The organism is Streptomyces sp. NPDC051738 (assembly GCF_044453205.1).
Lineage (GTDB): Bacteria > Actinomycetota > Actinomycetes > Streptomycetales > Streptomycetaceae > Streptomyces.
In genome coordinates, this window is the sequence record NZ_JBITCM010000011.1 from 142804 (window position 1) to 164306 (window position 21503).

Consider the following 21503-nt stretch of genomic DNA (forward strand, 5'->3'; position numbering starts at 1 on the left):
CTCCTCAGGTACGGACGACCGTCAGGTCGAGGAAGTGGGTGGAGCAGGAGATGCACGGGTCGTGATTGCGGATCGCCCGCTCGCACAGGGCCGTCAACTCGGAGTCGTCCAGGTCACCCTCACCGATCGCTCGCTGGGTCAGCCGCCGCAGGTCGTCCTCTATCGCGCCCTGGTTCTGCGCGGTTGGCGGCACCAGCATCGCGCTGGTGACGATGCCGTCGGCGTCGAGTTCGTAGCGGTGGTAGAGCAGCCCGCGCGGCGCCTCCGTGGCCCCGTGTCCGACCCCGGCGGCCGGGGGCACCTCGGTGTACGGACGCACGGGCGGCTCGTACGCCTCGATGATCCGCAGCGCCTCGCCGACGGCGTACACCGTCTCCACCGCCCGCACCAGGATCGACCGGAAGGGGTTGCGGCACACGGCGCCCTCGCGCGGATCGCCGAGCCCGGCCTCCACGGCCGCATGCAGGGCCACCGGCGACAGCCGCGCCCCGCTGATCGCGAACCGGGCGAGGGAGCCGGTGAGATGGAGCTGCCCGTCGAGCCGCGAGTGAAGTGCCGTGGAGTGCGGCAGGTGTGTCTCGGTGACGTGCTCGGTGAAGTCCCGTACGGGGAAGGTGCCTGTGGTCCCGTCGGATCGCAGGACGGTCGGTGTCCCGCTCTCGATGGCGTACGTGTCCGGCTCGGCCAGTGCCAGCAGATCGGCCTCGACCCTGGCCTCCGGGAACTCGAAGCCCGCGACCCAGCGCACGGTGTCCCACGCGTCGTCGTGTGCCTTCTTCAACTCCTCTGCGATCGGCCGGAGTTCGTCGCGTGTGGGCGCCCGGTAAAAGCCGCCGAGACGTACGTTGACGGGATGCACGGCCCGACCGCCGAGCAACTCCATGAGAGAGTTTCCGGCCTTCTTCAGCCTGAGCCCCCGCTCGACCTCGGTCCGGTGTGTGCGGGCCAGCTCGATCGCGCTCGCGCGGCCCAGGAAGTCCGGGGCGTGCAGCAGATAGATGTGCAGGGCCTGGCTCTCGATCCACTCGCCGCAGTACAGCAGCCGGCGCAGATCACGGATCGCCGGATCGACCGTGACCCCGCACGCGTCCTCGATCGCCGCGCAGGCACTCATCTGGTACGCCACCGGGCAGATCCCGCACACCCGCGCCGTGATGTCCGGCGGTTCGGTGTACGAACGGCCGCGCAGGAACGCCTCGAAGAAGCGCGGCGGCTCGTAGATCTCCAGCCGCGCCTGGGTGACCGTGCCGTCGTGGACGTGCAGGCGCAGCGCACCCTCGCCCTCGACCCGGGACAGCGAGCCGACGTGCAGCAGACGGGAACCGCGGTGCGTCACTTGGCCGACTCCTTCTCGATCTTCTCGAACGCTGCGGCGTTGAAGGTGTGCAGGAACCGCTCCACCGCGTCGTCGTCGAGACCGTCGCGGCGCAGCAGCGGGATCAGAGCGGGCAGGTTCACCGACCCGGACGGGCCGAAGCAGCCGAAGCAGCCGCGGCCGTACGCCGGGCACAGCGCTCCGCACCCGGCATGGGTGACCGGTCCGAGACAGGGCGTGCCGTGAGCGACGATGACGCAGACAGTGCCGCGCCGCTTGCACTCGAAGCACACGCTGTGGTCCGGGACGTCCGGCTTGCGGTCGGCGAGGAACGCGGTGATCACCTCGATGAGCTGACGCCGGTCGATCGGGCAGCCGCGCAGCTCGAAGTCGACGTCCACATGCGCCGACACGGGCGTGGAGGTGGCGAGGGTCTCGACGTACTCCGGGTGCGCGTACACCACGCGCCGGTACTCGTCGACGTCCGCGAAGTTCCTGAGCGCCTGAATGCCACCGGCGGTCGCGCACGCCCCGATGGTCACCAGGTGGCGCGAGGCCGCCCGGATCGCGCGGACCCGCTCGGCGTCGTCGGCCGTGGTGACGGAGCCCTCGACGAGGGACAGGTCGTACGGTCCGGGCGCCACCGCACTGGACGCCTCCAGGAAGTGGGCGATCTCCACCTCGCCCGCCAGCGCCAGGAGTTCGTCCTCGCAGTCCAGCAGGGTGAGCTGGCAGCCGTCACAGGAGGCCAGCTTGAACACCGCGAGTGTGGGTGCCATCTCACAACTCCCTTACTGACAGAAGGGGTTCCGCGCGCTCCCAGTCCACGACGGGGCCCACCTGGCACAACAGCAGGGGGCCGAGCTGGCAGTGCCCGCAGTGCCCTGTCGCACAGCGCATGTTCCGCTCCAGCGAGACGCGGATACGGTCGCGGGGGACACCCCGCTGGGCGAGTTCGCGTGCGGCGGCACGGATCATCGGCTCCGGCCCGCACACGAACGCCCAGGTGCTGCCCGGCTCGAAGTGCGCACGCCCCAGCAGCTGGGTGACCACGCCGACGTCCCCGCGCCAGTCCGGGTCGGGCCGGTCGACCGTCACTCCGGTGAACGCCGTGGGCCAGCTCTCGATCTCCTGCCGGGCGATCACGTCGCCCGGCGTGCGTGCCCCGACCAGGACGTTGACACGGCGATACGCCTCCGGCTCGGCCAGCGCGCTCAGGATCAGCGGCCGCAGCGGGGCGAGACCGATGCCGCCGGCCACGACCAGCACGTCACCGCCGCGCGCCCGCTCCAGTTCCCAGCTGTTGCCGTACGGGCCACGCAGGCCGACGACATCGCCGACCCGGGTCGTGCACAGCCCGTCGGAGACCGCACCCACCGAACGGATCGTGTGCGCCAGGCCGCCCGTGGCTTGCACGGAACTCATTGAGACGGGGATCTCACCGCGGCCGAAGGAGTGCACCATCGCGAACTGCCCCGGAGCGAAGTCCTCCAGCGCCGCGCCGACCGGTTCCAGACGCAGCGTGACCGTGTCCGTGGTCTCCGGACGGCGGGCGACCACGCGATGGGGCACCGGTACGGCGGTCATCGCGGATCCTTCTCGTGGATCCCGTACAGGTCGAGCAGCCGGGCGCGGGCCGCGTTGAGCCGGTGTGCCAGCACCCGGCCGACCCAGTGCTCGACGGCACGCCCGAACTCGGGGTCGTTCAGGCACATGAGCCGGACGGCGACGGCGTCGAATTCGTAGGCGCACAGCGGGGTCAAGGTCTCGGCGCCCAGCTGCCAGACGTACGGCTCGTAGAGCCAGGACCAGCCGACGAGATCTCCGATGCCGAGTGTCTCGATGACCGGCGGCCGGCGGCCGGGCACATGCATGTCGAGGGCGGCCGTACCGTCACGGATGATCCAGAAGCGGTTTGCGTGACCGCCCTCCTCGAACAGGCGGGTGCCCTGCGCGAAGCTCACCTCCCGGCCGACGCGCAGCAGCGGTTCGCGGTGCTCGACGGGCAGAGCATGGTTCATGCGCAGGGCGATTGAGGGAGGCATCAGTCCGTCTCCGTTCCGGGACCCGGGTGTTCCACGTGCTCGGCGCGTTCGGCGTCCAGTGCGGCGACTTCCTCCGTGATGTCGATACCGGCCGGGCACCAGGTGATGCAGCGCCCGCAGCCGACGCACCCGGTCGTGTCGAACTGGTCGTGCCAGGTGGAGAGCTTGTGGGTGAGCCACTGCCGGTAGCGGCCGCGGGCGGAGGAGCGGACCGGGCCGCCGTGCAGATACGAGAAGTCCAGATCGAAGCAGGAGTCCCAGCGCTGCCAGCGCTCGGTGTGGTCACCGGTGAGGTCGGTGACCTCCTCGGTGGTGGTGCAGAAGCAGGTCGGGCAGACCATGGTGCAGTTGCCGCAGGTCAGACACCGGGCGGCCACGTCGTCCCAGCGCTCGGCGTCCAGGCTCGCGCCCATCAGGGCACGCAGGTCGACCGGCGGCAGTGCGCGGCCCATGCGGTCGCGTGCGGCGTCCACGACAGTACGGGCGGTGGCCTCGGTGTCCGGGTCGGCGGCGCGATGGGGCAGCTGCTCCAGCAACTCGGCGCCTTCCTCGCTGCCGACGCGCACGAGGAAGCGGTGCCCGTCCGTGTCCACGACCTCGGTCAGCGCCAGGTCGTATCCGGGGTCGGCCGCGGGGCCGCCGCCGGTGGACACGCAGAAGCAGGTGGCCCCGGGTTCGGTGCATTCGGCGGCGATCAGGAACGCTCCGGAACGCCGCTTCCCGTACCCGGTGTCCTCGTACCGCCCGCCGGTCAGCACCTTGTCCTGGATCGCGATGGCCCGCAGGTCACAGGGGCGGACGCCGAGGAAGGCGTACGACGGCGGGTCCGGCTCGTGCGGGGTGAAGTGGATGTCCCCGTCCGGCGTCCGGTCGGCGCTCCACAGCCGCTCCCGCGACGGGTGCAGGTAGGACTTCCACGACTGAGGCCCCGCGCTGTGTGCGAAGGCGGCCCCGTCCTCGCGGTGGACGAGTCGATAGCGTCCGGCGTCCAGCTCGACCCCCCAGCCGTAGGGCAAAGCGTCGGCCGAGGTCAACTCGGCCAGCACGATCGCACCGTCCCGCACGGTCGGCCCGACCACGGTCCGCCCCTCTGCCACCAGTGCCGCGACCAGGGCGTTCAGACCGTCCCGGTCGAGCACGGCCGGGTCTGCGATGGCGGTCATGACGGTCCTCCTTGTCCGGGCGGCTCCGTGCTCCTCCACCGTCAGGTTGCGACCGCGAGGGGTGCCTGCGGCAGGGGCTGACCGGCCCTCTTGACGGGCCGACTGGGCCCCAGGGCGGGGAGTCGCACGAGGAAGGCCGATCCGTTGTCCAGGATGGGCTCATTCTGGACGGGGCGCCCGGCGCCTCGCCGAGCAGATGCCAGGCCCGGGCACGATGCCTCATCGTTACCTGCCCGCGGTTCTCGGAGAGCGGACTGACTGACGGTCAGGGCAGTGGCTCACCCAGCTCGCCCTCGACCGCGCCCGCCATCGCCCGCAGCACGTCGAGCGTCCGCTGTGCCTCCGCCTCGTCGACCTGGGTGATCGCGAAGCCGACGTGCACGATGACGTACGACCCGACGCCCGCCTCGGGCGTGCAGCTCAGGCAGACCTCGCGCCGGATTCCGCCGAAGTCGACGGTCGCCATGCGAAGTCCGGCGTCGTCGTGGATCTCCAGGACGCGGCCGGGGATGCCCAGACACATGTGCTTTCACCCCTCCTCGGCCAGCCGTGCGGCCGCGACTGCCGCCTGGCCGTAGCTGATGCCGCCGTCCCCGACCGGGACCTGACCGCCGACCAGCACTCGCAGCCCCTGCGCGTGTAGCCGGCGCTTCACCTCGGTCAGCAGCCGCCGGTTGACGAAGCAGCCGCCGCCCAGGCACACCGTGCGCGGCGCACCCTCGGCAACGGCCCGCGAGACGAGTTCGGCGGTGACGATCGCGAGCGTCAGATGGAAGGCCGCCGCCAGTGGTGACACCGGCTCCCCGTCCAGCTGCCGCCGCAGCAGATCGGCCAGGCTCGGTGTCGGGTCGTACACCCACAGGCCCTGCGACCGTACGACCCGATGGGCGAGCGGTACGGCATGCTCGTCGCCGGCCGTCGCTTCGAGCAGGACGGCCGCCTCACCCTCGTAACGCACCTGGTCGGCGAGGCCGAGCAGTGCGGCCACCGTGTCGAAGAGCCGTCCGGCGCTCGAGGCCCGCGGGCAGTTGACGTCCCGCGCGATCATGGCGCGCACCGCAGTGGCCTCGGCCGGGTCGAGCCGGTCGGTGAAGGGCCGGGTGAGCCAGGGGTACGGGCGCGGCGAGCCCAGCGCCTCACCGCCCAGCAGATGGCCGAGGGCTGTGCGGGAGGGATGGCGTACCGCCGCGTCGCCGCCGGGCAGGGGCGCCGTGGCGAACCGGCCCACGCGGCGGTAGCCGCTCAGACTGGCGACGAGGATCTCGCCGCCCCACAAGGTACCGTCGTCGCCCAGCCCCAGCCCGTCGTAGGCGATGCCGAGGAAGCGCCCCCGCACCCCGTGCTCGGCCGCGCAGGCGGCGACATGCGCGTGGTGGTGCTGCACCGGGATCCGGCGAAGCGGTTGTGCCTCGGCCCACTGCGTGGACAGGTAGCCGGGGTGCAGATCGTGGGCGAGGACCACCGGTTCGATGCCAGTGAGCTCCTTGAGGTGCGCGTACGACGCAAGGAACGCGTCGTAGGCCGGCAGATCGGCCAGGTCCCCGGTGTGCGGTCCGATATGGGCCCGTCCGTCGGCTGCCAGCGTGAAGGTGTGCTTCAGCTGGGCGCCGACGCCGGCCACCGGCTCCCGTACGGGAAGCGGCAGCGGGGCGGGGGCGAGCCCGCGCGCCCTGCGGATCGTGATCCGGGTCCGCCCGGTGAACTGCACCACGGAGTCGTCGTACCGCGACCGGATCGGCCGGTCGTGCGTGAGGAATCCGTCCGCCACGGCGGCCAGGGCGCTCCGGGCTTCGTGGTCGTCGATGGCGATCGGCTCGTCGCTGCGATTGCCGCTGGTGATCACGAGCGGCCGGGCCAGCTCGTCCAGGAGTAGGTGGTGCAGGCCGGTGGTGGGCAGGAACAGGCCGACCCGGGTCAGGCCGGGGTGGACTTCGGGAGCGAGTGGAGCCGTTCGCCCTCGCCACCGGCGCCTGCCGAGCAGCACAACGGGCCGCTCCGCCGAGGTCAGGGCCTGGCGCTCACCGGCGCCGATCTGCGCCAGCCGCGCGGCCGTCTCGATGTCCTGGACCATCACGGCGAACGGTTTCGCCGGACGCCGTTTGCGGCGCCGCAGCTCAGTCACGACCGCCGGATCGCCCGCATCGCACACCAACTGGTAGCCGCCCAGCCCCTTCAACGCGACGATCCCGCCCTCGTCGACCGTCTTCACCGCCGCCCGCAGCGCCTCCTCGCCGCGCAGCTCCTCCCACGCCAGATGCGGCCCGCAGACGGGGCAGACGACGGGTTCCGCGTGGAAGCGCCGGTCGCCCGGATCGGTGTACTCAGCGGCGCACGCGGCGCACAGCGGGAAGCGGCGCATGGTCGTGCGGATCCGGTCGTACGGCAGATCTTCGATGATCGTGGCTCGCGGGCCGCAGTCCGTGCAGTTGATGAACGGATAGCGGTAGCGGCGGTCGCGGGGGTCGCGCAGCTCGCTCAGGCAGGCATCGCAGATCGCCGCGTCGGGCGGGATCTCGCGGGATGCCTTGTCCGAGTCATCGGGGGCGCTGTGCCGTACCTGGAAGCCGGTGTCGTACGGAGACTGCCGCGTGCCGCCGGTCAGCTGGACGCAGCGCACCCGGGCGAGGGCCGGTGCGTCGCTGCGCAGACGCGCGGCGAACTCCTCGATGGCCCGCGTCGGTCCGGCGACCTCTCCCTCCACGTGCCCGTTGACGTTGGCCACCCAGCCGTCCAGACCGAGCGCGGCCGCGGTGCGATACACGAAGGGTCTGAAACCGACGCCCTGGACGATGCCCTCAACGTGGAAGCGACGCATGGTCATGCCGGCCTCCCGGCTGTGGCGCCCCCATGGCGTGCGATCTCGTCCTCGATGGCCGCCACCAGCGGTTCCACGGCGTCCGCGACGGTGGGGGAGAGGCCGCTGCCCATGTCGCTCTCGGCGCCTTCCACCGCGTACACCACCAGGTGCTCCGGCAGACGGCCCAGCACCCGGGCCAGTTCGACGGCCTCGCCGAGTCCCAGCCCGTGCGAGCTGGTGGTCGGCGGGTGGGCAGGAAGCCCGGCGTCGAGTTCCAGGCGGTGCACTCTGCCGGGGGTGCCCGGGTGGGCATGGGCCGCGTCGACGACCACGGCGAGCCAGGCGCCCTCCCACAGGCCGATCAGCCGTCCGGGTTCGCCGTCGCAGGTCGCAAGGTCGGTGTCCGGCGGCAACGGCCGGTCCTCGGCCCGCTCGCGCAGCCGGGCGAGTACGGCCCAGCCCACGCCGTCGTCGCGCCGGAACTCGTTCCCGACGCCGATCACAGCGATCCGACCGCGCCTCCTCATGCCCCCACGATGGTCCCTGACCGCCTGGTCCGCATGGGCCGAACGACCCAAGCCGACGGGCCGACCGGGGCCGACCGATACAGCGACGACACGGGTCACGCGGGCACGACGGCGACCGGGCACTTGGCATGTCGCAGCAGGGCGAGCGCCGTGCCGCCCGAACGGCGTCCGGCCACCACCAGGCCGGAGTTCCCGGCGGCGTGAGCGAGCGCCTTCTCCGGAGTGAGCAGTACGACGTCCTCCAGGACGTCGACCTCCGGATACTTGCCGCGCCACGGCCGTAGCGCGTCCGACAGCCGCTGCACCTCGTCGTCCTCCCAGGTGGCGCGGTCCTCCTCCAACACGGGGAAGGGCGATTCGGCTGCCCGGGCCGGCAGCGTCCAGGCGTGCACCGCGTGCAGCCGCGCGCCACGCAGCCGGGCCGCCTCGAAGGCGAGGTCGACAGCCCCGTCCGCCGGCCTGCGGGCCTCGATCCCCAGGGTCACGGTGTCGGTACGGCCCGGCGGCCCGTCACCGGCAAGCGTGCCGGGCACCAAGACCACTGGGCGGGTGCACTCCGCGGCCAGGGCGGAGGCGGTCGAGCCCACGACGATCCCGGCGTGACCGCCCTCGCCGCGCAGCCCGAGGACGAGCAGCTCCGCTTCCTCGGCCAGCGCGCGCAGGGCGATCACGGGCGCCCCGGTCTGGTTCATGCTGCGGGCCGTCAGCGCCGGGTGCCGGTGGGTGAGTTCGGCCGCCACGCGGTCCGCTACCGTCGCCGGGTGGTACGGCCACCGCTCGGCCGGATCCGGACCGTCCGGCGACGCCACATGGACCACCCGCAGGGGCAGCCCACGCAACAGCGCCTCGCGCGCGGCCCAGTCGGCGGCGGCACGGCTGCGTGCCGACCGGTCGACGCCAGTGATGATCACTCGCTCCATGATGTGCCGCCTTCCGCCCAAGGAGAACTCGGCCCCGGGCAAGCCCAGCATCGCCGCGCGGCCCGCTGTTACGCAGGGGCCGAATGGTCCCGGATCGGAGCCCTGACGGCCCATACCCGCCGGTAAGGCGCGGGAGGACGCTCGCACCGAGGAGCAGATCGAGCACAGGAGGTGCGCGCCATGCTTCCGCCCATCATGGTTGGAGTCGACGGATCCGCCGAGCGTCTTGCCGCCGCCATGGGGGTACCTCCCACGCCCTTTGGGCTGCAGGGGAGGGCCGCCCGCGAGGCGGTGCGCCGCGACCGGCCGCTACGTCTGGTGCACGCCTGGAACCGGCACCCCTGCGAGGGCGTCGGCGAACCGGCGACGGCAGCCCAGAGCTATCTGGCCCGGCGTGCGCTGCGCCAGGCGGAGGAGCGCATCCGTCGCACCTGCCCAGGCGTCAAACTCGACGACGAGCAGATCGAAGGACCCGCGACCGCCGCCCTTGTGTACGCCGCCGAACAGGCCGACCTGCTCGTGCTGGGTTCTCGCGGCCTCAGCGGTTTCACCGGGTTCCTGGTCGGGTCGGTCGCCCGCGTGGTGGCACGGGCCGTCCGGCCGGTCGTCCTCGTCCGGGCGGGGGAAGAAGCGCCGGACGAGCACCTTCCGGCCGACGACGGCAGTCCGTCCACCCGCACCGGCTACCGGGACGTCGTCCTAGGCATCGACCTCGGCGATCCCTGCGACGAGGTGATCGAGTTCGCCTTCGAGGCGGCCCGGCTGCGCGGCGCGCGCCTGCACGTCGTGCACGCCTGGCAGGCACCGTCCCCGTTGGGGCTCGGCCCCGGCGACATCGGCCTGGTGAGCGGCCCGGAACAGGCCGACGAGTGGCTCGGCTTTCTCACCGCCGTTATGAAGGTGTGGAGGGACAAATGCCCCGAGGTCGAGGTGGTGGAGACCGTGATCGAGGGCCGCGCCCAGTCCGTGCTGTTCCGGGCCGCCACCGGGGCGAGTCTCCTCGTGGTCGGCCGCCGGGTGACCGGACGCCCGACGGGCGCCCGCACCGGACCTGTCACGCACGCCGCGATCCATCACGTCGGCTGCTCCGTGGCCGTCGTCCCCCACGAGTGAGAGGCCGAGACCTGATGAGCGCGCCCACCAAATACGTGTACGAATTCGCCGAAGGCGGCCGTGACATGGCCGAGCTCCTCGGCGGTAAGGGAGCCGGTCTCGCCGAGATGACCCGGCTCGGCCTGCCTGTCCCGCCGGGCTTCACTGTCACCACCGAGGCCTGCAAGGTCTACCTGGCCGCGGGCGAGGAACCGGACGAGCTCGGCGTCGAGGCGGCCCACTCGCTGGCCGCCCTGGAGCGGGCCATGGGCCGCACCCTCGGCGCGCCCGACGACCCCCTGCTGGTGTCCGTGCGCTCCGGCGCCCGCTTCTCCATGCCCGGCATGATGGAGACCATCCTCGACATCGGCCTCAACGACCGGTCCGTCACCGGGCTCGCCAAGGCCTCCGGTCAGGAACGGTTCGCCTGGGACTCCTACCGGCGCCTCATCCAGATGTTCGGCCGCACCGTGATGGGCGTCGACGGCAAGCTGTTCGAGCAGGCCATCGCCGCCCTCCCCCAGTCTCGGCTTCGCTCGACCGGGGGGACCCCCATGGCCCAGCGTGCCCTCGCCACCGACCACGACCTCGACACCGCCGAACTCGTCAAGCTCACGGAGGAGTTCAAGGACATCATTCGCAAGGAGACCGGCGAGGAGTTCCCACAGGACCCCGCCGACCAGCTCGCCCGCGCCATCCGCGCGGTCTTCGACTCCTGGAACGGCGAACGCGCCCGCATCTACCGCCACCGCGAACACATTCCCGAGGACCTCGGCACCGCCGTCAACATTCAGGTGATGGTCTTCGGCAACCTCGGCACCGACTCGGGCACCGGCGTTGCCTTCACCCGTGACCCCGCCACCGGCGAGAGCGGCATGTACGGCGACTACCTGCCCGACGCCCAGGGCGAGGACGTCGTCGCGGGAGTCCGCGACGCGCTGCCGCTGAGCGAACTCAAGGTCCTCGCCCCGCGCACGTACATCGAACTCGGCGACCACCTGCGCGCCCTGGAGGCCCACTACCGCGACCTGTGCGACGTCGAGTTCACCGTCGAGCGGGGCAAACTGTGGATCCTCCAGACCCGCGTCGGTAAGCGCACCGCCGAGGCCGCTTTCCGTATCGCCCACGACCTCGGTGACGACGGCACGATCAGCACCGACGAGGCCCTGATGCGGGTCGACGGCGCCGCACTGACCCGGTTGATGTTCCCCCGTTTCGACGCCACCCCGGCCGACGTGCCCCTCGCCCACGGCGTGCCTGCCTCGCCCGGCGCCGCGGTAGGCGTCGCCGTCTTCGACTCCGCCGAGGCCGTACGGCGCGCCGCGGCCGGCGAGCACACGGTCCTGGTCCGCAGGGAGACCACTCCCGACGACCTGCCCGGCATGATCGCCGCGCAGGCGCTGCTGACCAGCCGGGGCGGCAAGACCAGCCACGCCGCCGTCGTGGCGCGCGGCATGGGAAAGGTGTGCGTGTGCGGCGCCGAGGCCCTGGCCGTCGACCCGGTCGCCCGTCGGTTCACCACGGAAACGGGCGTCGTCGTGCAAGAGGGTGACATCCTCTCCGTCGACGGCACCGCCGGCACCGTCCACCTCGGCGCGCTCCCGCTCACCGCGTCCGACGTCGGCCGTGCCCTGGAGACCGGCACCGGTACCGGACAGCTGACGCGGGCCGTCCTGGGCGCGCTGGCCCACGCCGACTCCGTGCGCGGCCTGGAGGTGCGGGCCAACGCCGACACGCCCGAGGACGCCGCCCGGGCCCGCGCCCTCGGTGCCCAGGGCATCGGCCTGTGCCGCACCGAGCACATGTTCCTCGGTGAGCGCAGGGCACTGGTCGAGGCGATGATCCTGGCCCGCGACGACACCGCGCGCGAGGCGGCCCTCGCCGACCTGCTGCCGCTGCAACGGGAGGACTTCACCGGCATCTTGAAGGCGATGGACGGGCTGCCCGTGACAATTCGGCTACTGGACCCGCCGCTGCACGAGTTCCTGCCGGACCGCACGGAGCTCGCCGTCCGCCTCGCCTCCGCGGTGCACCCTGACCCGCACGACCGTGAACTCCTCCAGGCCGTCGAGCGGATGCACGAGCAGAACCCGATGCTCGGTCTGCGCGGTGTGCGACTGGGCCTCGCCGTGCCCGGTCTGATGGCGATGCAGGTACGGGCCGTCGCCGATGCCGTCATCGACCGCCTCGGCGCGGGCGGCCGACCTCACGCCGAGATCATGATCCCGCTCGTCGGCACGGTCGAAGAACTGCGCCTGGCCCGCGCCGAGGCGGAACGCGTCCTCGCCGAGGTCGCGGCCGAGACCGGCACGACCCTCGACTGCCCGATCGGCACGATGATCGAGCTGCCGCGCGCCGCCCTCACCGCCGGACGCATCGCCGAGTCCGCCGACTTCTTCTCCTTCGGAACCAACGATCTCACCCAGACCACCTGGGGCCTGTCCCGCGACGACGCCGAGGCCTCCTTCTTCCCTCTGTACCTGGAGAAGGGAGTCTTCGGAGTGTCGCCGTTCGAGTCGATCGACCAGGAAGGCGTCGGACGGCTCGTGGAGCTGGCCGTCGAGGCCGGACGCGCCGTCAACCCCGGCCTGCAGACCGGGGTGTGCGGCGAGCACGGCGGCGACCCCGACTCCATCCACTTCTTCCACCGCGTAGGCCTGGACTACGTCTCCTGCTCGCCGTTCCGCATTCCGGCGGCCCGACTGGAGGCGGGCCGGGCGGCCGTCGCCGACCGCACCGGGATCAGCGACACGAGGTGAGGCGCACGGGTCGAATGCCCCGGCAGTGTTCAATCGGTCCAGCGCCGACTGCTGTGTCGCATACCCCATTTCCTCACGCTGGCGGCCGGTCGCGTCGCGATAGCGAATGGCGTATGGGTGCGAGCAACGGCTCTGCCGAGCGCAGGCGCAGTTCTTGAAGAAGCTGCCCATCCCGCGTATCAGCTGGATCGCCAACGTGCACGTCTCCTGACTCATGCTGGGAGTTTGCTGACCAACGGGCTCACAGCATGGTCCTGACCTGCGGCCGCACCAAACTACGAGACGTTGATCAACATCTTCATGTCTACCTCCGGTGCGAGTGGCGGATGGGCCTCTGGTCAGTGTCGTCGCTGATCAGATCCGGATGCTGGATTACCGCTGTTTCCACGATGACGGTGCATGAGGTGTCTGTCGGCAGTATCGACCTTGCGGCAGCGAAGGTCACGTGCGCGGGCGCTCGGCTGAGGCTCACCCTTCCGGCCCTCTCCCTCTCCACCTGACCACTGAAGTGCCGGAACGGCAGCACGGGCCGCATCGCGGCGCCGTCCCTGTGACGGACGTACGGCCGTGCTGTCAGGGGCAGTGGCGGGAATGCGTGCGCGGCACAACCCACTAGGTGGCCCGACGGACGCCAGGAAGCGAAGATCGGCTCAGCACAGGAGGCGGTAGCGGAGCGCGAGCCGCCCCGACGCACCGGGCCCACGCCACCGCAGCCCGCGAGGAGGAGGATCACCATGGCCGACCACCGGCAGGGGACCGAGTCGGGCGACGGATCCACGGCACGGCCGCCGCGGGCGCACGGGGCGAGCGCACGGGACACGGTGCGCGCCTCGCGGTGGTCGTCGGCGCCCTCGGTGTGGTCTTCGGCGACATCGGGACCAGCCCGATCTACACCATCCAGACCGTGTTCAACCCCGACGACCCGCACCCCGTCCCGGTCAGCACGGACAACGTGTACGGAGGGGTGTCACTGGTGTTCTGGTCGGTGATGATCATCGTGACGGTCACCTATGTGCTGCTCGCGATGCGCGCCGACAACGACGGCGAGGGCGGCATCATGGCGCTCATCACCCTGCTGCGACGGTGGAACGCCCAGCGTGGCCGCAGAGCCGCCGTCGTCCTCGCCGCGCTCGGCATCTTCGGCGCGTCGCTCTTCTTCGGCGACAGCATGATCACCCCCGCCATCTCGGTGCTGTCCGCGGTCGAGGGGCTCAAGGTCGTCGAACCGTCACTCGGGGACGCGGTCGTCCCCATCACCGCGGTGATCATCGTGCTGCTGTTCCTGGTGCAGCGCCGGGGAACCGCGGCGGTGGGCCGGGTCTTCGGGCCGGTCATGATCGTCTGGTTCGTGGCCATCGGCGCGTGCGGCGTCGTCGGCATCACGGACCACCCGGACATCCTGAAGGCGCTGTCGCCGACGTACGCGTTGGGCTTCTTGTTCGGCCACTGGGGTACCGCCTTCTTCGCGCTGGCCGCGATCGTTCTCGCCGTCACCGGCGCCGAGGCGCTGTACGCGGACATGGGGCACTTCGGCCGCCGGGCGATCACCCGAGGCTGGCTGTTCCTCGTCCTGCCTGCCTGTGTCCTCAGCTACATGGGTCAGGGTGCGCTGATCCTCGACGATCCGGACAACATCAGCAGCCCGTTCTTCCTGCTCGTGCCCGACTGGGGACGCTGGCCGATGGTGCTGCTGGCGACGGCGGCGACCGTCATCGCCTCCCAGGCGGTGATCACCGGCGCGTACTCGGTCGCCTCCCAGGCGGCCCAGCTCGGCTACCTGCCGCGGCTGCGTATCGCGCACACCTCCGAATCCACCATCGGCCAGATCTACGTCCCCTGGATCAACTGGCTGCTGATGGTCTCGGTCCTCACCCTGGTCTTCGCCTTCCGCTCCTCCGCGGAACTGGCCTACGCGTTCGGCATGGCGGTCACCGGCACCATCATCATCACCACCCTGCTGTTCTTCTATGTCGCCCACGCCAAGTGGGACACGCCCAAGTGGCTGCTCGCCATCGGCGGGGGCGCGCTCCTCTTCGTGGACCTGCTGTTCGTGGCGGCCAACATGACCAAGCTCGTGCACGGCGCGTGGCTGCCCCTGCTGATCGGCCTCACCGCGTTCACCGTCATGACGACGTGGCAGCGCGGCCGCGAGGTGATCACCGCGGAACGGGGGCGCGCCGAAGGGTCGCTGCCCGAGTTCGTCGACGACCTGCGCAGCGGCAAGGCCGCGACGCGCCAGGTCCCGGGCACGGCCGTCTTCCTCAACCGGGGCAAGGAGGCCGCGCCGCTGGCCATGCGGGCCAACGTCGAGCACAACCATGTCCGGCACGAGCATGTCGTGATCCTCGCCCTGAAGACCGAGCCGGTGCCCCGTGTCCTGGCCGACCAGCGGGTCGTCGTGGACGACCTGGGCTACGCCGACGACGGGATCATCCACGTCACGGCCCGGTTCGGCTACCGGCCCGGTTCGGCTACATGGAGACCCCGGACGTGCCCGGCACCCTGGCGCTGCTCGACCCGTCCTCGACCGAAGGGCCGTTGCGGCTCGACGAGGCGTCCTACTTCCTGTCGAAGATCGAGCTCCGGCGCGGCAAGGAATCCACCATGGCCTCCTGGCGCAAGCGGCTGTTCATCGCCACCTCCTACATCACGGCCGACGCCGCCGAGTACTTCGGCCTCCCGCGCGACCGAACGGTCATCATGGGCTCGCACATCGAGGTGTAGCCGCGCGGGAGAGGATGCGGTCCGCGCCCGCACCGGCAGGCGCGGACCACAAAGCCGTCAGTGCAGCCGTCAGTTCGACTTCCACCAGGCCGCGGAGGCGTCCCGCAGGGTGTTGGTGCCGCAGTGCACCTCGCCCATGCCCAGGTGGTAGGTGTACCAGTCGTCGATGTACGACACCTTCAGACCGGCGCGCGTGTACACGGCGGTGACGGCCTGCGTGAAGATGTCCTTGCCGCCGATGACCGGACCCCACTGGCGCGGGGCGAGATAGCGGTCGCGGGCGAGCAGGACGCCGTTGACGGCCCCAGGGACGTAGGCGCTGGTCGGGACGGCGGCGGCCGGGGCGGCGGAGGCGCCGCTGCCCTTGTCCAGCCACTTCTGCTGGCCGTACCGGCCGAGGGTGTCCACCAGTGCCGGGGCGCCGCCCATGCGGGTCAGACGCGGCACGGGCACGTCCTGTCCGTCGGCCGCCGACATCGCGGACTCCCGGGTGTACAGGCCCGGCACCCGCACGATCTCGTCGTCGGTGACGCCGGTCTCGCGCCTGAGGATGTCGAGGTTGGCCTCGATGCGCTCGGCGGCCATGGTGTTGTCGGCCACGAAGTGCCGGGTGGCGAGGGCCTGGTCGATGGTCTCCTTCGGCGCCGGCTGGTCTGCCAGGCGGGGCACGGAGAACATCTTGGTCCCGCCGTGGCCGTCCCGCTGTGCGTCGCGCAGCAGTTTCAGCCCGGCCTTCGGGTCGGCGACCCCTATGCGCCAGCCGCGCGGGGTGTCGGCGGGCAGGAACTGCACGAACTCGTCGACATGGCCGACGCCCAGCCATGAGGTGTCCAGCAGGAGCGGGTCCTGCAGGCCCTGGGACTTCAGCAGGGTGCGCATCGCCAGCGCCGGCTTGGAACCCGTGTCCTTGCGGTGGCCCATGATGACGCGTCCGGCCGGGAAGGAGCGTCCGCCGTGGGTGTAGGGCGGAATGGTCTCCAGGTTCCCCGTGGAGTTGAGCGTCCCCTCCTCCGAGTCGCGCACACCGGAGACCTGCACCACCCCGACGTCCCGGCCGCGCACCTTCTCGAACAGCTCCCGGCCCGCCTCACGATCGGGCTGCGCCGAGCGCAGCATCACGCGCATCGCGTGCCGTCGCCCGCCCGGGCCGGCCATGCTGACGTAGGCCGGCTCGACGAAGTCCTGCGCCCAGATGTCGCCGTACTTCTCGAAGGTCACGAGCGGCTTGGTGATGCCGGCGCGCCGCACCTCCGTCTCCAGGTTCTTCACGAACTGCCGGTAGGGCCGGTCGGCGGAGCTGTTGCCGGGCAGCTTGGTGACCATGACCTGCTGGGCGTTCTGCAGGTGGTGGTGGGTCAGGAGCGGGGCGACGCGCAGGGTGACCGTGTCGGACGTGGTCCGGCCGGCGGACGTCACGCTCAGCCGGATCACCGCCCGGCCGTCCCACTTCGCGGTGTCCCGGATGATGTCGGTGGCCTCGACGCCGAACTCCACGCCGGAGCGCAACTCGGCCGCCGAGAGACGAGTGTCGGCCGTGACCAGGACCCAGGCACCGGAGCGCTTGAGGAAGACCCGGGTGTGCTTGGCCCCGGCCGTCACCTGCACGCTGCCCTTGGCGCCGGACGCCAGGCCCGGCATCGGTACCGAGCGGACCCGCGCGAGATCGGCGGCGTCGGCACCGCCGTTGACCTTCTTGTCGGCGGCGTCATTGCAGGCGGCCAGCTTGGCGTCCGACAGCGGCCGACCGTCCGGGCCCTTGACCGGGCAGCGCTTGGTGTCGTCGTCGATGTTGGGGAGGTAGACCGCTCCCCGGCCGACGGACCAGCTGTCCTCACCGGCCGTGTCGGTGTCGCCGGTGACGTCGACCCGTCCGTCGCGGTCGACGTCCGCTCGGAGGTCGGCGGTCGCGGCCGACGGTGCCGCGAAGGCGGGGGAGAGAGGGGTGGCGAGCACGGAGCCGGTCGCGGTGAGGGCGAGGAGCACCTGTCCCGCAGGGGTCGTACGTATACGCGTACGTCTGCGCACGGCGTATCCCTTCCAGGTGGGGGGTGTTTCGCCGTGCAAGAGGGCGAACGCACACTGTGCGTTCACTGTGGGACGACAGTTCATACCTGGGTCTGACGGCGACTCCCACCAGGGTGGGGAGAGATGACGTGCAGACGTCAGTCGGCGCGGGCCGGGAGCCGCAGCCGTACCTGGTAGCCGCCGTCGGCGGTGGGCCCTGACTCGAAGGTGCCGTCGAGGAGTTCGGCCCGCTCCCTCAGACCGACCAGACCCTGGTGCGAGCCGGGCAGAGGCAGCGAAGGGCGAGTGGGCGGCGTGTTCGTCACGGTCACGCCCACAGCCGCACCGTCGTCGGCCCGCCACAGCCGTACCGTCGCGGCGGCGCCCGGGGCGTGTTTGCGGACGTTGGTGAGGGCTTCCTGGACCGTGCGGTACAGCGCCCGCTGCGCGGGTGTGCCGATGTCCGGCGGGAGTTCACCGGTGAGGTCCGCGGTGATGCCGCTGTTCGCGACGAGCTTGCGCAGGTCGGCGAGCGTGGGCTGCGGGGTCAGCTCGGTGGCGTGGCCGCCGGAGGCGCGCAGCAGCGTGACCATGTGGCGCAGTTCGTCGAGCGTGTCGACGCTCAGGGAGCGGATGGTGCGGACGCCCTCCTTGATGTCCGGGTCGCGGGCTGCGACTTGGAGGGCACCGGCCTGTACGGCGATCAGGCTGACCTGGTGGGAGACGACGTCGTGCATCTCGCGGGCGAGCTGGGCGCGCTCGCGGGCCAGGACCGCCTGGGAGTGCAGCAGCCGTTCGTGTTCGCGGGCCTCCTCGATCTCCACGAGCCGGCCTGCCAGGTCCCGTCGGGCCTGGAGGAGTTGGCCCAGCAGGACGGGCGTCGCGGCGGTGGCCAGCGTGTAGAAGAAGTAGACCAGGGTCCAGGTGCGGTCGTGCGAGGCGAGTTCGTCGAGCGGCCACGGGGCCGCGGAGGCGAGGGCGAAGAGCACGGCGCAGCCGATGAGGAGCCGTCGGTCGCGGGACCGCTCGGCCAGGGTGAACAGCGCGGCGAACGGGGCGAACACGATGTCCAGCATCAGGCTGGCCGGGAGCGTCAGCAGGAACACCGCGAGCGGGAAGCGCCGGCGGACGGCGAGCGCGAGACAGGCGAGCGCGGCCGTCGCCAGCTCCACACCGCCCTCGTCGCCCAGGCTGAACCAGACGTCCGCGACCGCGACGGCCACCACCAGGGCGTCGACGACCGGAGCCGGGACACGCGCCCACCACGGCCGGCGCGCGGTCATCGCTCCGCCCCCGAGCGCGGCACCTCGTCGAGCAGCCCGGCCCGCTGGGCGAGCAGGGCCGCCCGGACCCGGCTGCCGACCCGCAGCTTGGTGAGAATGGCGCTCACATGGTCCTTGACCGTGCCGGCGCTGAGGTGGATGCGGGCACCGATGTCGGCGTTGGAGAGCCCCTCCGCGATCAGGACGAGCACCTCGCGCTCCCGTTCGGTCAGCAGCCCGACACGGCGGGCCTCGGCGTCGTCCGCTGTGGCGGCGCCGGGGTGGTTCTGCCAGACGGCGCGGGAGGCCTTCGGTGACAGGACCACCCCGCCCGCGGCCAACGTCCGGACCAGCTGGGCGAGTTGCTCCGGCTCGGTGTCCTTGAGCAGGAACCCGGCCGCGCCGGTGCGCAGCGCGGTGAGGATGTACTCGTCGGCGTCGAACGTCGTCAGCATCGCCACCACCGGCGGCTCCGGCAGCGTACGCAGCCGCCGCAGCACGGTCAGCCCGTCGACGTCCGGCATCCGGATGTCGAGCAGCACGACGTCCGGCCGCTCCCGCCGCACCGTGTCGACCGCCTCTGCGCCCTGCGTGGTGGCGACGACCTCGATGTCGTCGGCCGCGCCGAGGATGAGCTTGAAGCCGGACCGCACCAGGGCCTCGTCGTCCACCACCACTACCCGGATCACGCGTGTCCCGCCTCGTCGTTGTCGTGCTGTGCGTACGACGCCGGCCGCACGCTCGGCCGACGCTGATCGTCGGCACCGTCGCTCCGACGGTAAACCCGACCGTAGAGCGTCACGCGCGGTGGGAGACGGCTCGGCCTGGTACTCCCGCCACTCGGGGGGACGGGACCAGCCGACCGGGGGGTTCATGGGGACCGGGGGGTGGGGTGGTTCCGGTGGTGTGACGGATGGCGGTGCCCGCGTCCGATCGGTTGTCGTGGACGGATGCGTGCCCTCCCCTCCCTCCGCCACTGCGTCCGCGGCCTGCGCCGCGCCGCCGCCCAGCCCAACGTGCTGTTCGGAGGTGTGTACGGGGCTGTGCTGGCCAGCTCGCTGGTCGCCGCGCTCACGCAGTACGGCGAAACCGGCCGCCCCGAGCGGCTGAACGACGCCAAGTGGCTGCTGATCACCGCGGCGGCCTCGGCGCTCGCGCACGGCTACGCGCACATCATCGCCCGACGCGGCGACGGCTCCCGGCCGGGCGTACGGGGAGCCCTGCGTGTGCTGCTGGACGAGTGGCCGGTCCTGGCGGCGGCCCTGCCCACGGCGGTGATGCTGCTCGGGGCCGGCTGGGGCTGGTGGCGGTCCGAGGGGATCGAGTACGTGGCGTTCGGCTTCAACATCGTGCTGCTCTTCGGCTGGGGCCTCACCGCGACTCGGGCGGCGGGCCGCTCCTTGGGCTCCGCGCTGGCCGTCGGCGGTGTGGACGCGCTGCTCGGGGTGATCGTCGTGGTGGCCAACGCGCTCATCAAGTAGCGGCCCCCTTCCGGCGGGGGCGCGCCCGCCGGTCGGCGGGGACGGACCGGACACTCGCCGGATACACCGGGCTCAGGCCGCTCTCCAGCCTGGGAACATGACCCAGAACGCACATGACACGGCACTCGTCGCGCCCGATGCCGCCCGTCCCGAAACCCCGGCGAGTGACCAGGCCGCCGCCGCGCGGACCGGACGCTCCCAGGTGGGACGCCTGATCGGCGTGGACCTGGCCCGAGGCCTCGCGGTCTACGGCATGTACGCGGCCCATGTCGGCCCCGACCCCTCCGAGGGCGGCGTCACCGGGCACCTGATGGAGCTGGCGCACGGCCGCGCCTCCGCGCTCTTCGCCTTCCTGGCCGGCTTCTCGATCATGCTGATCACGGGGCGGCGTGCCCCGAAGACGGGCCGGGCGGGCCGCCAGGCGGTTGCCAAGGTGGTCGTCCGGGCGCTCATCCTGCTGGTCGTGGGCACCGCGCTCACCATGAGCGGCACCCCGGTCGAGGTGATCCTCGCCTTCTACGGCCTGTACTTCCTGCTGGTGCTCCCGTTGTACCGGCTGGGTGCCCGCGCACTGGCGATCATCGCCGCGGCGGGCGCGCTGATCCTGCCGCAGGTCCTCCACGTCGTCCAGCAGGCCCTGAACTCGGGCGGCGTCTACGGCGGCTCGGGTGGCGCGGTGGGCGGCGGCACAGGGGCCTGGCCCGAAGGCGGCGACGGCATCGTCTCCCTGCTGTTCACCGGCAGCTACCCGGCCCTGACCTGGATCCCCTTCGTCATCGCCGGCATGGCCGTGGCCCGTCTCGACCTGGCCGCCACCGCCGTACGCGTCCGTCTCGCGATCACCGGTGTCCTGCTGGCCGCGCTCGGCTACGGCGGCTCATGGCTGGCCCTGCACCTGGTCCCCGGCGCCCTGTCGAAGCTGAGCGACGGCGGTTGGGGCGAGGGCGGATCGGCCGCGTCGGCCTGGTGGTCGGACACCTGGGGCTACCCGAGCGGTGACACCCCGTACGGTCTCCTGGTGGCCTCGCCGCACAGTGAGACGACCCTGTCGGTCGTGGCCAACACCGGTGTGGCCCTGGCGGTGCTGGTCGCGTGCATCGCGGCCGTCGACGCCTTCCCGCGCTTCCACCGCCTGGTCCGCCCGGTGATCGCGGTCGGCACGATGTCCCTGACCGCCTACGTCCTCCACGTGGTCGCCATCCAGTTCCTCGGCATCGAGGAACTGCCCGGATCCCCGCTGCACGTCCTGCTGGGCTTCATCGTCGCGGTCACCGTGTTCGCCGTGCTGTGGTCCCGTCACTTCCGCCGGGGACCGCTGGAGTGGCTCCTCGGCAAGGCCACCAAGGTCGCGGAGCTGGTGCGGTGAGGGTCCGGCGGGACGTGCCTCCGGGGGCGGCCGCCCCCGGCTGCCCCG

17 protein-coding genes and 1 pseudogene are annotated in these 21503 nt (G+C 71.8%); 6 read left to right on the forward strand and 12 right to left on the reverse strand.

Features of this window, described 5'->3' with window-relative positions; all coding sequences use genetic code 11:
• Positions 1 to 4: 4 nt before the first annotated feature.
• The 9 genes from ACIA8X_RS25765 to ACIA8X_RS25805 all read right to left on the reverse strand — a co-directional run bounded on the left by ACIA8X_RS25765 (position 5) and on the right by ACIA8X_RS25805 (position 8767).
• Positions 5 to 1336: a Ni/Fe hydrogenase subunit alpha gene (locus ACIA8X_RS25765; RefSeq protein ID WP_393443591.1), complete on the reverse strand. Its 1332-nt coding sequence runs from the start codon at positions 1334 to 1336 to the stop codon at positions 5 to 7.
• Positions 1333 to 2094, reverse strand: coding sequence for an oxidoreductase (locus tag ACIA8X_RS25770; protein ID WP_393443589.1), 762 nt, complete (start codon positions 2092 to 2094; stop codon positions 1333 to 1335). Before ACIA8X_RS25770 ends, ACIA8X_RS25765 begins: the two co-directional genes overlap by 4 nt.
• 1 nt (position 2095) lies before the next feature.
• Positions 2096 to 2902, reverse strand: coding sequence for an FAD/NAD(P)-binding protein (locus ACIA8X_RS25775; protein ID WP_393443587.1), 807 nt, complete (start codon positions 2900 to 2902; stop codon positions 2096 to 2098).
• Complete coding sequence (locus ACIA8X_RS25780) at positions 2899 to 3360, reverse strand: Crp/Fnr family transcriptional regulator (protein WP_393443585.1); 462 nt, start codon at positions 3358 to 3360, stop codon at positions 2899 to 2901. Before ACIA8X_RS25780 ends, ACIA8X_RS25775 begins: the two co-directional genes overlap by 4 nt.
• The gene (locus ACIA8X_RS25785; RefSeq protein WP_393443583.1) at positions 3360 to 4523 is read right to left on the reverse strand and encodes a 4Fe-4S dicluster domain-containing protein; all 1164 of its coding nucleotides are present in this window, start codon (positions 4521 to 4523) and stop codon (positions 3360 to 3362) included. Before ACIA8X_RS25785 ends, ACIA8X_RS25780 begins: the two co-directional genes overlap by 1 nt.
• Positions 4524 to 4788: 265 nt before the next feature.
• Complete coding sequence (locus ACIA8X_RS25790) at positions 4789 to 5046, reverse strand: HypC/HybG/HupF family hydrogenase formation chaperone (protein ID WP_393443581.1); 258 nt, start codon at positions 5044 to 5046, stop codon at positions 4789 to 4791.
• A 6-nt stretch (positions 5047 to 5052) separates the two neighbouring features.
• Positions 5053 to 7344, reverse strand: coding sequence for a carbamoyltransferase HypF (gene hypF / locus ACIA8X_RS25795; RefSeq protein ID WP_393443579.1), 2292 nt, complete (start codon positions 7342 to 7344; stop codon positions 5053 to 5055).
• Positions 7341 to 7847 carry a hydrogenase maturation protease gene (locus tag ACIA8X_RS25800; RefSeq protein WP_393443577.1) on the reverse strand — a complete coding sequence of 169 codons (507 nt, stop codon included), beginning with the start codon at positions 7845 to 7847 and terminating at the stop codon, positions 7341 to 7343. Before ACIA8X_RS25800 ends, hypF begins: the two co-directional genes overlap by 4 nt.
• 95 nt (positions 7848 to 7942) lie before the next feature.
• Positions 7943 to 8767: a universal stress protein gene (locus ACIA8X_RS25805; protein ID WP_393443575.1), complete on the reverse strand. Its 825-nt coding sequence runs from the start codon at positions 8765 to 8767 to the stop codon at positions 7943 to 7945.
• 180 nt (positions 8768 to 8947) lie between these two features.
• Between ACIA8X_RS25805 and ACIA8X_RS25810 the strand changes: the two genes are divergently transcribed.
• The 4 genes and pseudogenes from ACIA8X_RS25810 (at position 8948) to ACIA8X_RS25825 (ending at position 15342) form a co-directional block, all read left to right on the forward strand.
• A complete protein-coding gene (locus tag ACIA8X_RS25810; RefSeq protein WP_393443573.1) occupies positions 8948 to 9880 on the forward strand; it encodes a universal stress protein in 933 nt (310 codons plus the stop codon).
• A 14-nt stretch (positions 9881 to 9894) separates the two neighbouring features.
• Positions 9895 to 12618 (forward strand): pyruvate, phosphate dikinase, encoded by a 2724-nt coding sequence (gene ppdK / locus ACIA8X_RS25815; protein WP_393443571.1) that lies wholly within the window; start codon positions 9895 to 9897, stop codon positions 12616 to 12618.
• Between the two features lie 856 nt (positions 12619 to 13474).
• Positions 13475 to 14977 (forward strand): annotated as a pseudogene (locus tag ACIA8X_RS25820) (potassium transporter Kup); the annotation flags it as partial.
• A gap of 116 nt (positions 14978 to 15093) precedes the next feature.
• Positions 15094 to 15342 (forward strand): hypothetical protein, encoded by a 249-nt coding sequence (locus ACIA8X_RS25825; RefSeq protein WP_393444364.1) that lies wholly within the window; start codon positions 15094 to 15096, stop codon positions 15340 to 15342.
• A gap of 69 nt (positions 15343 to 15411) precedes the next feature.
• Here ACIA8X_RS25825 and ACIA8X_RS25830 read toward each other — a convergent pair whose 3' ends face one another.
• From ACIA8X_RS25830 to ACIA8X_RS25840, 3 genes are all read right to left on the reverse strand, one after another.
• A complete protein-coding gene (locus tag ACIA8X_RS25830; RefSeq protein ID WP_399459192.1) occupies positions 15412 to 17367 on the reverse strand; it encodes a protein-arginine deiminase domain-containing protein in 1956 nt (651 codons plus the stop codon).
• 137 nt (positions 17368 to 17504) lie between these two features.
• The gene (locus ACIA8X_RS25835) at positions 17505 to 18629 is read right to left on the reverse strand and encodes a sensor histidine kinase (RefSeq protein WP_399459193.1); all 1125 of its coding nucleotides are present in this window, start codon (positions 18627 to 18629) and stop codon (positions 17505 to 17507) included.
• Positions 18626 to 19297: a response regulator gene (locus ACIA8X_RS25840; protein ID WP_393443565.1), complete on the reverse strand. Its 672-nt coding sequence runs from the start codon at positions 19295 to 19297 to the stop codon at positions 18626 to 18628. Before ACIA8X_RS25840 ends, ACIA8X_RS25835 begins: the two co-directional genes overlap by 4 nt.
• Positions 19298 to 19558: 261 nt before the next feature.
• Here ACIA8X_RS25840 and ACIA8X_RS25845 point away from each other — a divergent pair, with 261 nt between their 5' ends.
• Positions 19559 to 20089, forward strand: a complete 531-nt coding sequence (locus ACIA8X_RS25845; protein WP_393443563.1) for a hypothetical protein — start codon at positions 19559 to 19561, stop codon at positions 20087 to 20089.
• A gap of 97 nt (positions 20090 to 20186) precedes the next feature.
• Complete coding sequence (locus tag ACIA8X_RS25850) at positions 20187 to 21455, forward strand: DUF418 domain-containing protein (RefSeq protein ID WP_399459194.1); 1269 nt, start codon at positions 20187 to 20189, stop codon at positions 21453 to 21455.
• The last annotated feature ends 48 nt before the right edge of the window (positions 21456 to 21503 follow it).

Bases quoted from the DNA above. Each gene is read 5' to 3' on its own strand.
- ACIA8X_RS25770 (WP_393443589.1), bottom strand. From the start codon at position 2,094: ATGGCACCCACACTCGCGGTGTTCAAGCTGGCCTCCTGTGACGGCTGC.
- ACIA8X_RS25775 (WP_393443587.1), bottom strand. From the start codon at position 2,902: ATGACCGCCGTACCGGTGCCCCATCGCGTGGTCGCCCGCCGTCCGGAG.
- ACIA8X_RS25780 (WP_393443585.1), bottom strand. From the start codon at position 3,360: ATGCCTCCCTCAATCGCCCTGCGCATGAACCATGCTCTGCCCGTCGAG.
- ACIA8X_RS25785 (WP_393443583.1), bottom strand. From the start codon at position 4,523: ATGACCGCCATCGCAGACCCGGCCGTGCTCGACCGGGACGGTCTGAAC.
- ACIA8X_RS25790 (WP_393443581.1), bottom strand. From the start codon at position 5,046: ATGTGTCTGGGCATCCCCGGCCGCGTCCTGGAGATCCACGACGACGCC.
- hypF (WP_393443579.1), bottom strand. From the start codon at position 7,344: ATGACCATGCGTCGCTTCCACGTTGAGGGCATCGTCCAGGGCGTCGGT.
- ACIA8X_RS25800 (WP_393443577.1), bottom strand. From the start codon at position 7,847: ATGAGGAGGCGCGGTCGGATCGCTGTGATCGGCGTCGGGAACGAGTTC.
- ACIA8X_RS25805 (WP_393443575.1), bottom strand. From the start codon at position 8,767: ATGGAGCGAGTGATCATCACTGGCGTCGACCGGTCGGCACGCAGCCGT.
- ACIA8X_RS25810 (WP_393443573.1), top strand. From the start codon at position 8,948: ATGCTTCCGCCCATCATGGTTGGAGTCGACGGATCCGCCGAGCGTCTT.
- ppdK (WP_393443571.1), top strand. From the start codon at position 9,895: ATGAGCGCGCCCACCAAATACGTGTACGAATTCGCCGAAGGCGGCCGT.
- ACIA8X_RS25825 (WP_393444364.1), top strand. From the start codon at position 15,094: ATGGAGACCCCGGACGTGCCCGGCACCCTGGCGCTGCTCGACCCGTCC.
- ACIA8X_RS25835 (WP_399459193.1), bottom strand. From the start codon at position 18,629: ATGACCGCGCGCCGGCCGTGGTGGGCGCGTGTCCCGGCTCCGGTCGTC.
- ACIA8X_RS25845 (WP_393443563.1), top strand. From the start codon at position 19,559: ATGCGTGCCCTCCCCTCCCTCCGCCACTGCGTCCGCGGCCTGCGCCGC.
- ACIA8X_RS25850 (WP_399459194.1), top strand. From the start codon at position 20,187: ATGACCCAGAACGCACATGACACGGCACTCGTCGCGCCCGATGCCGCC.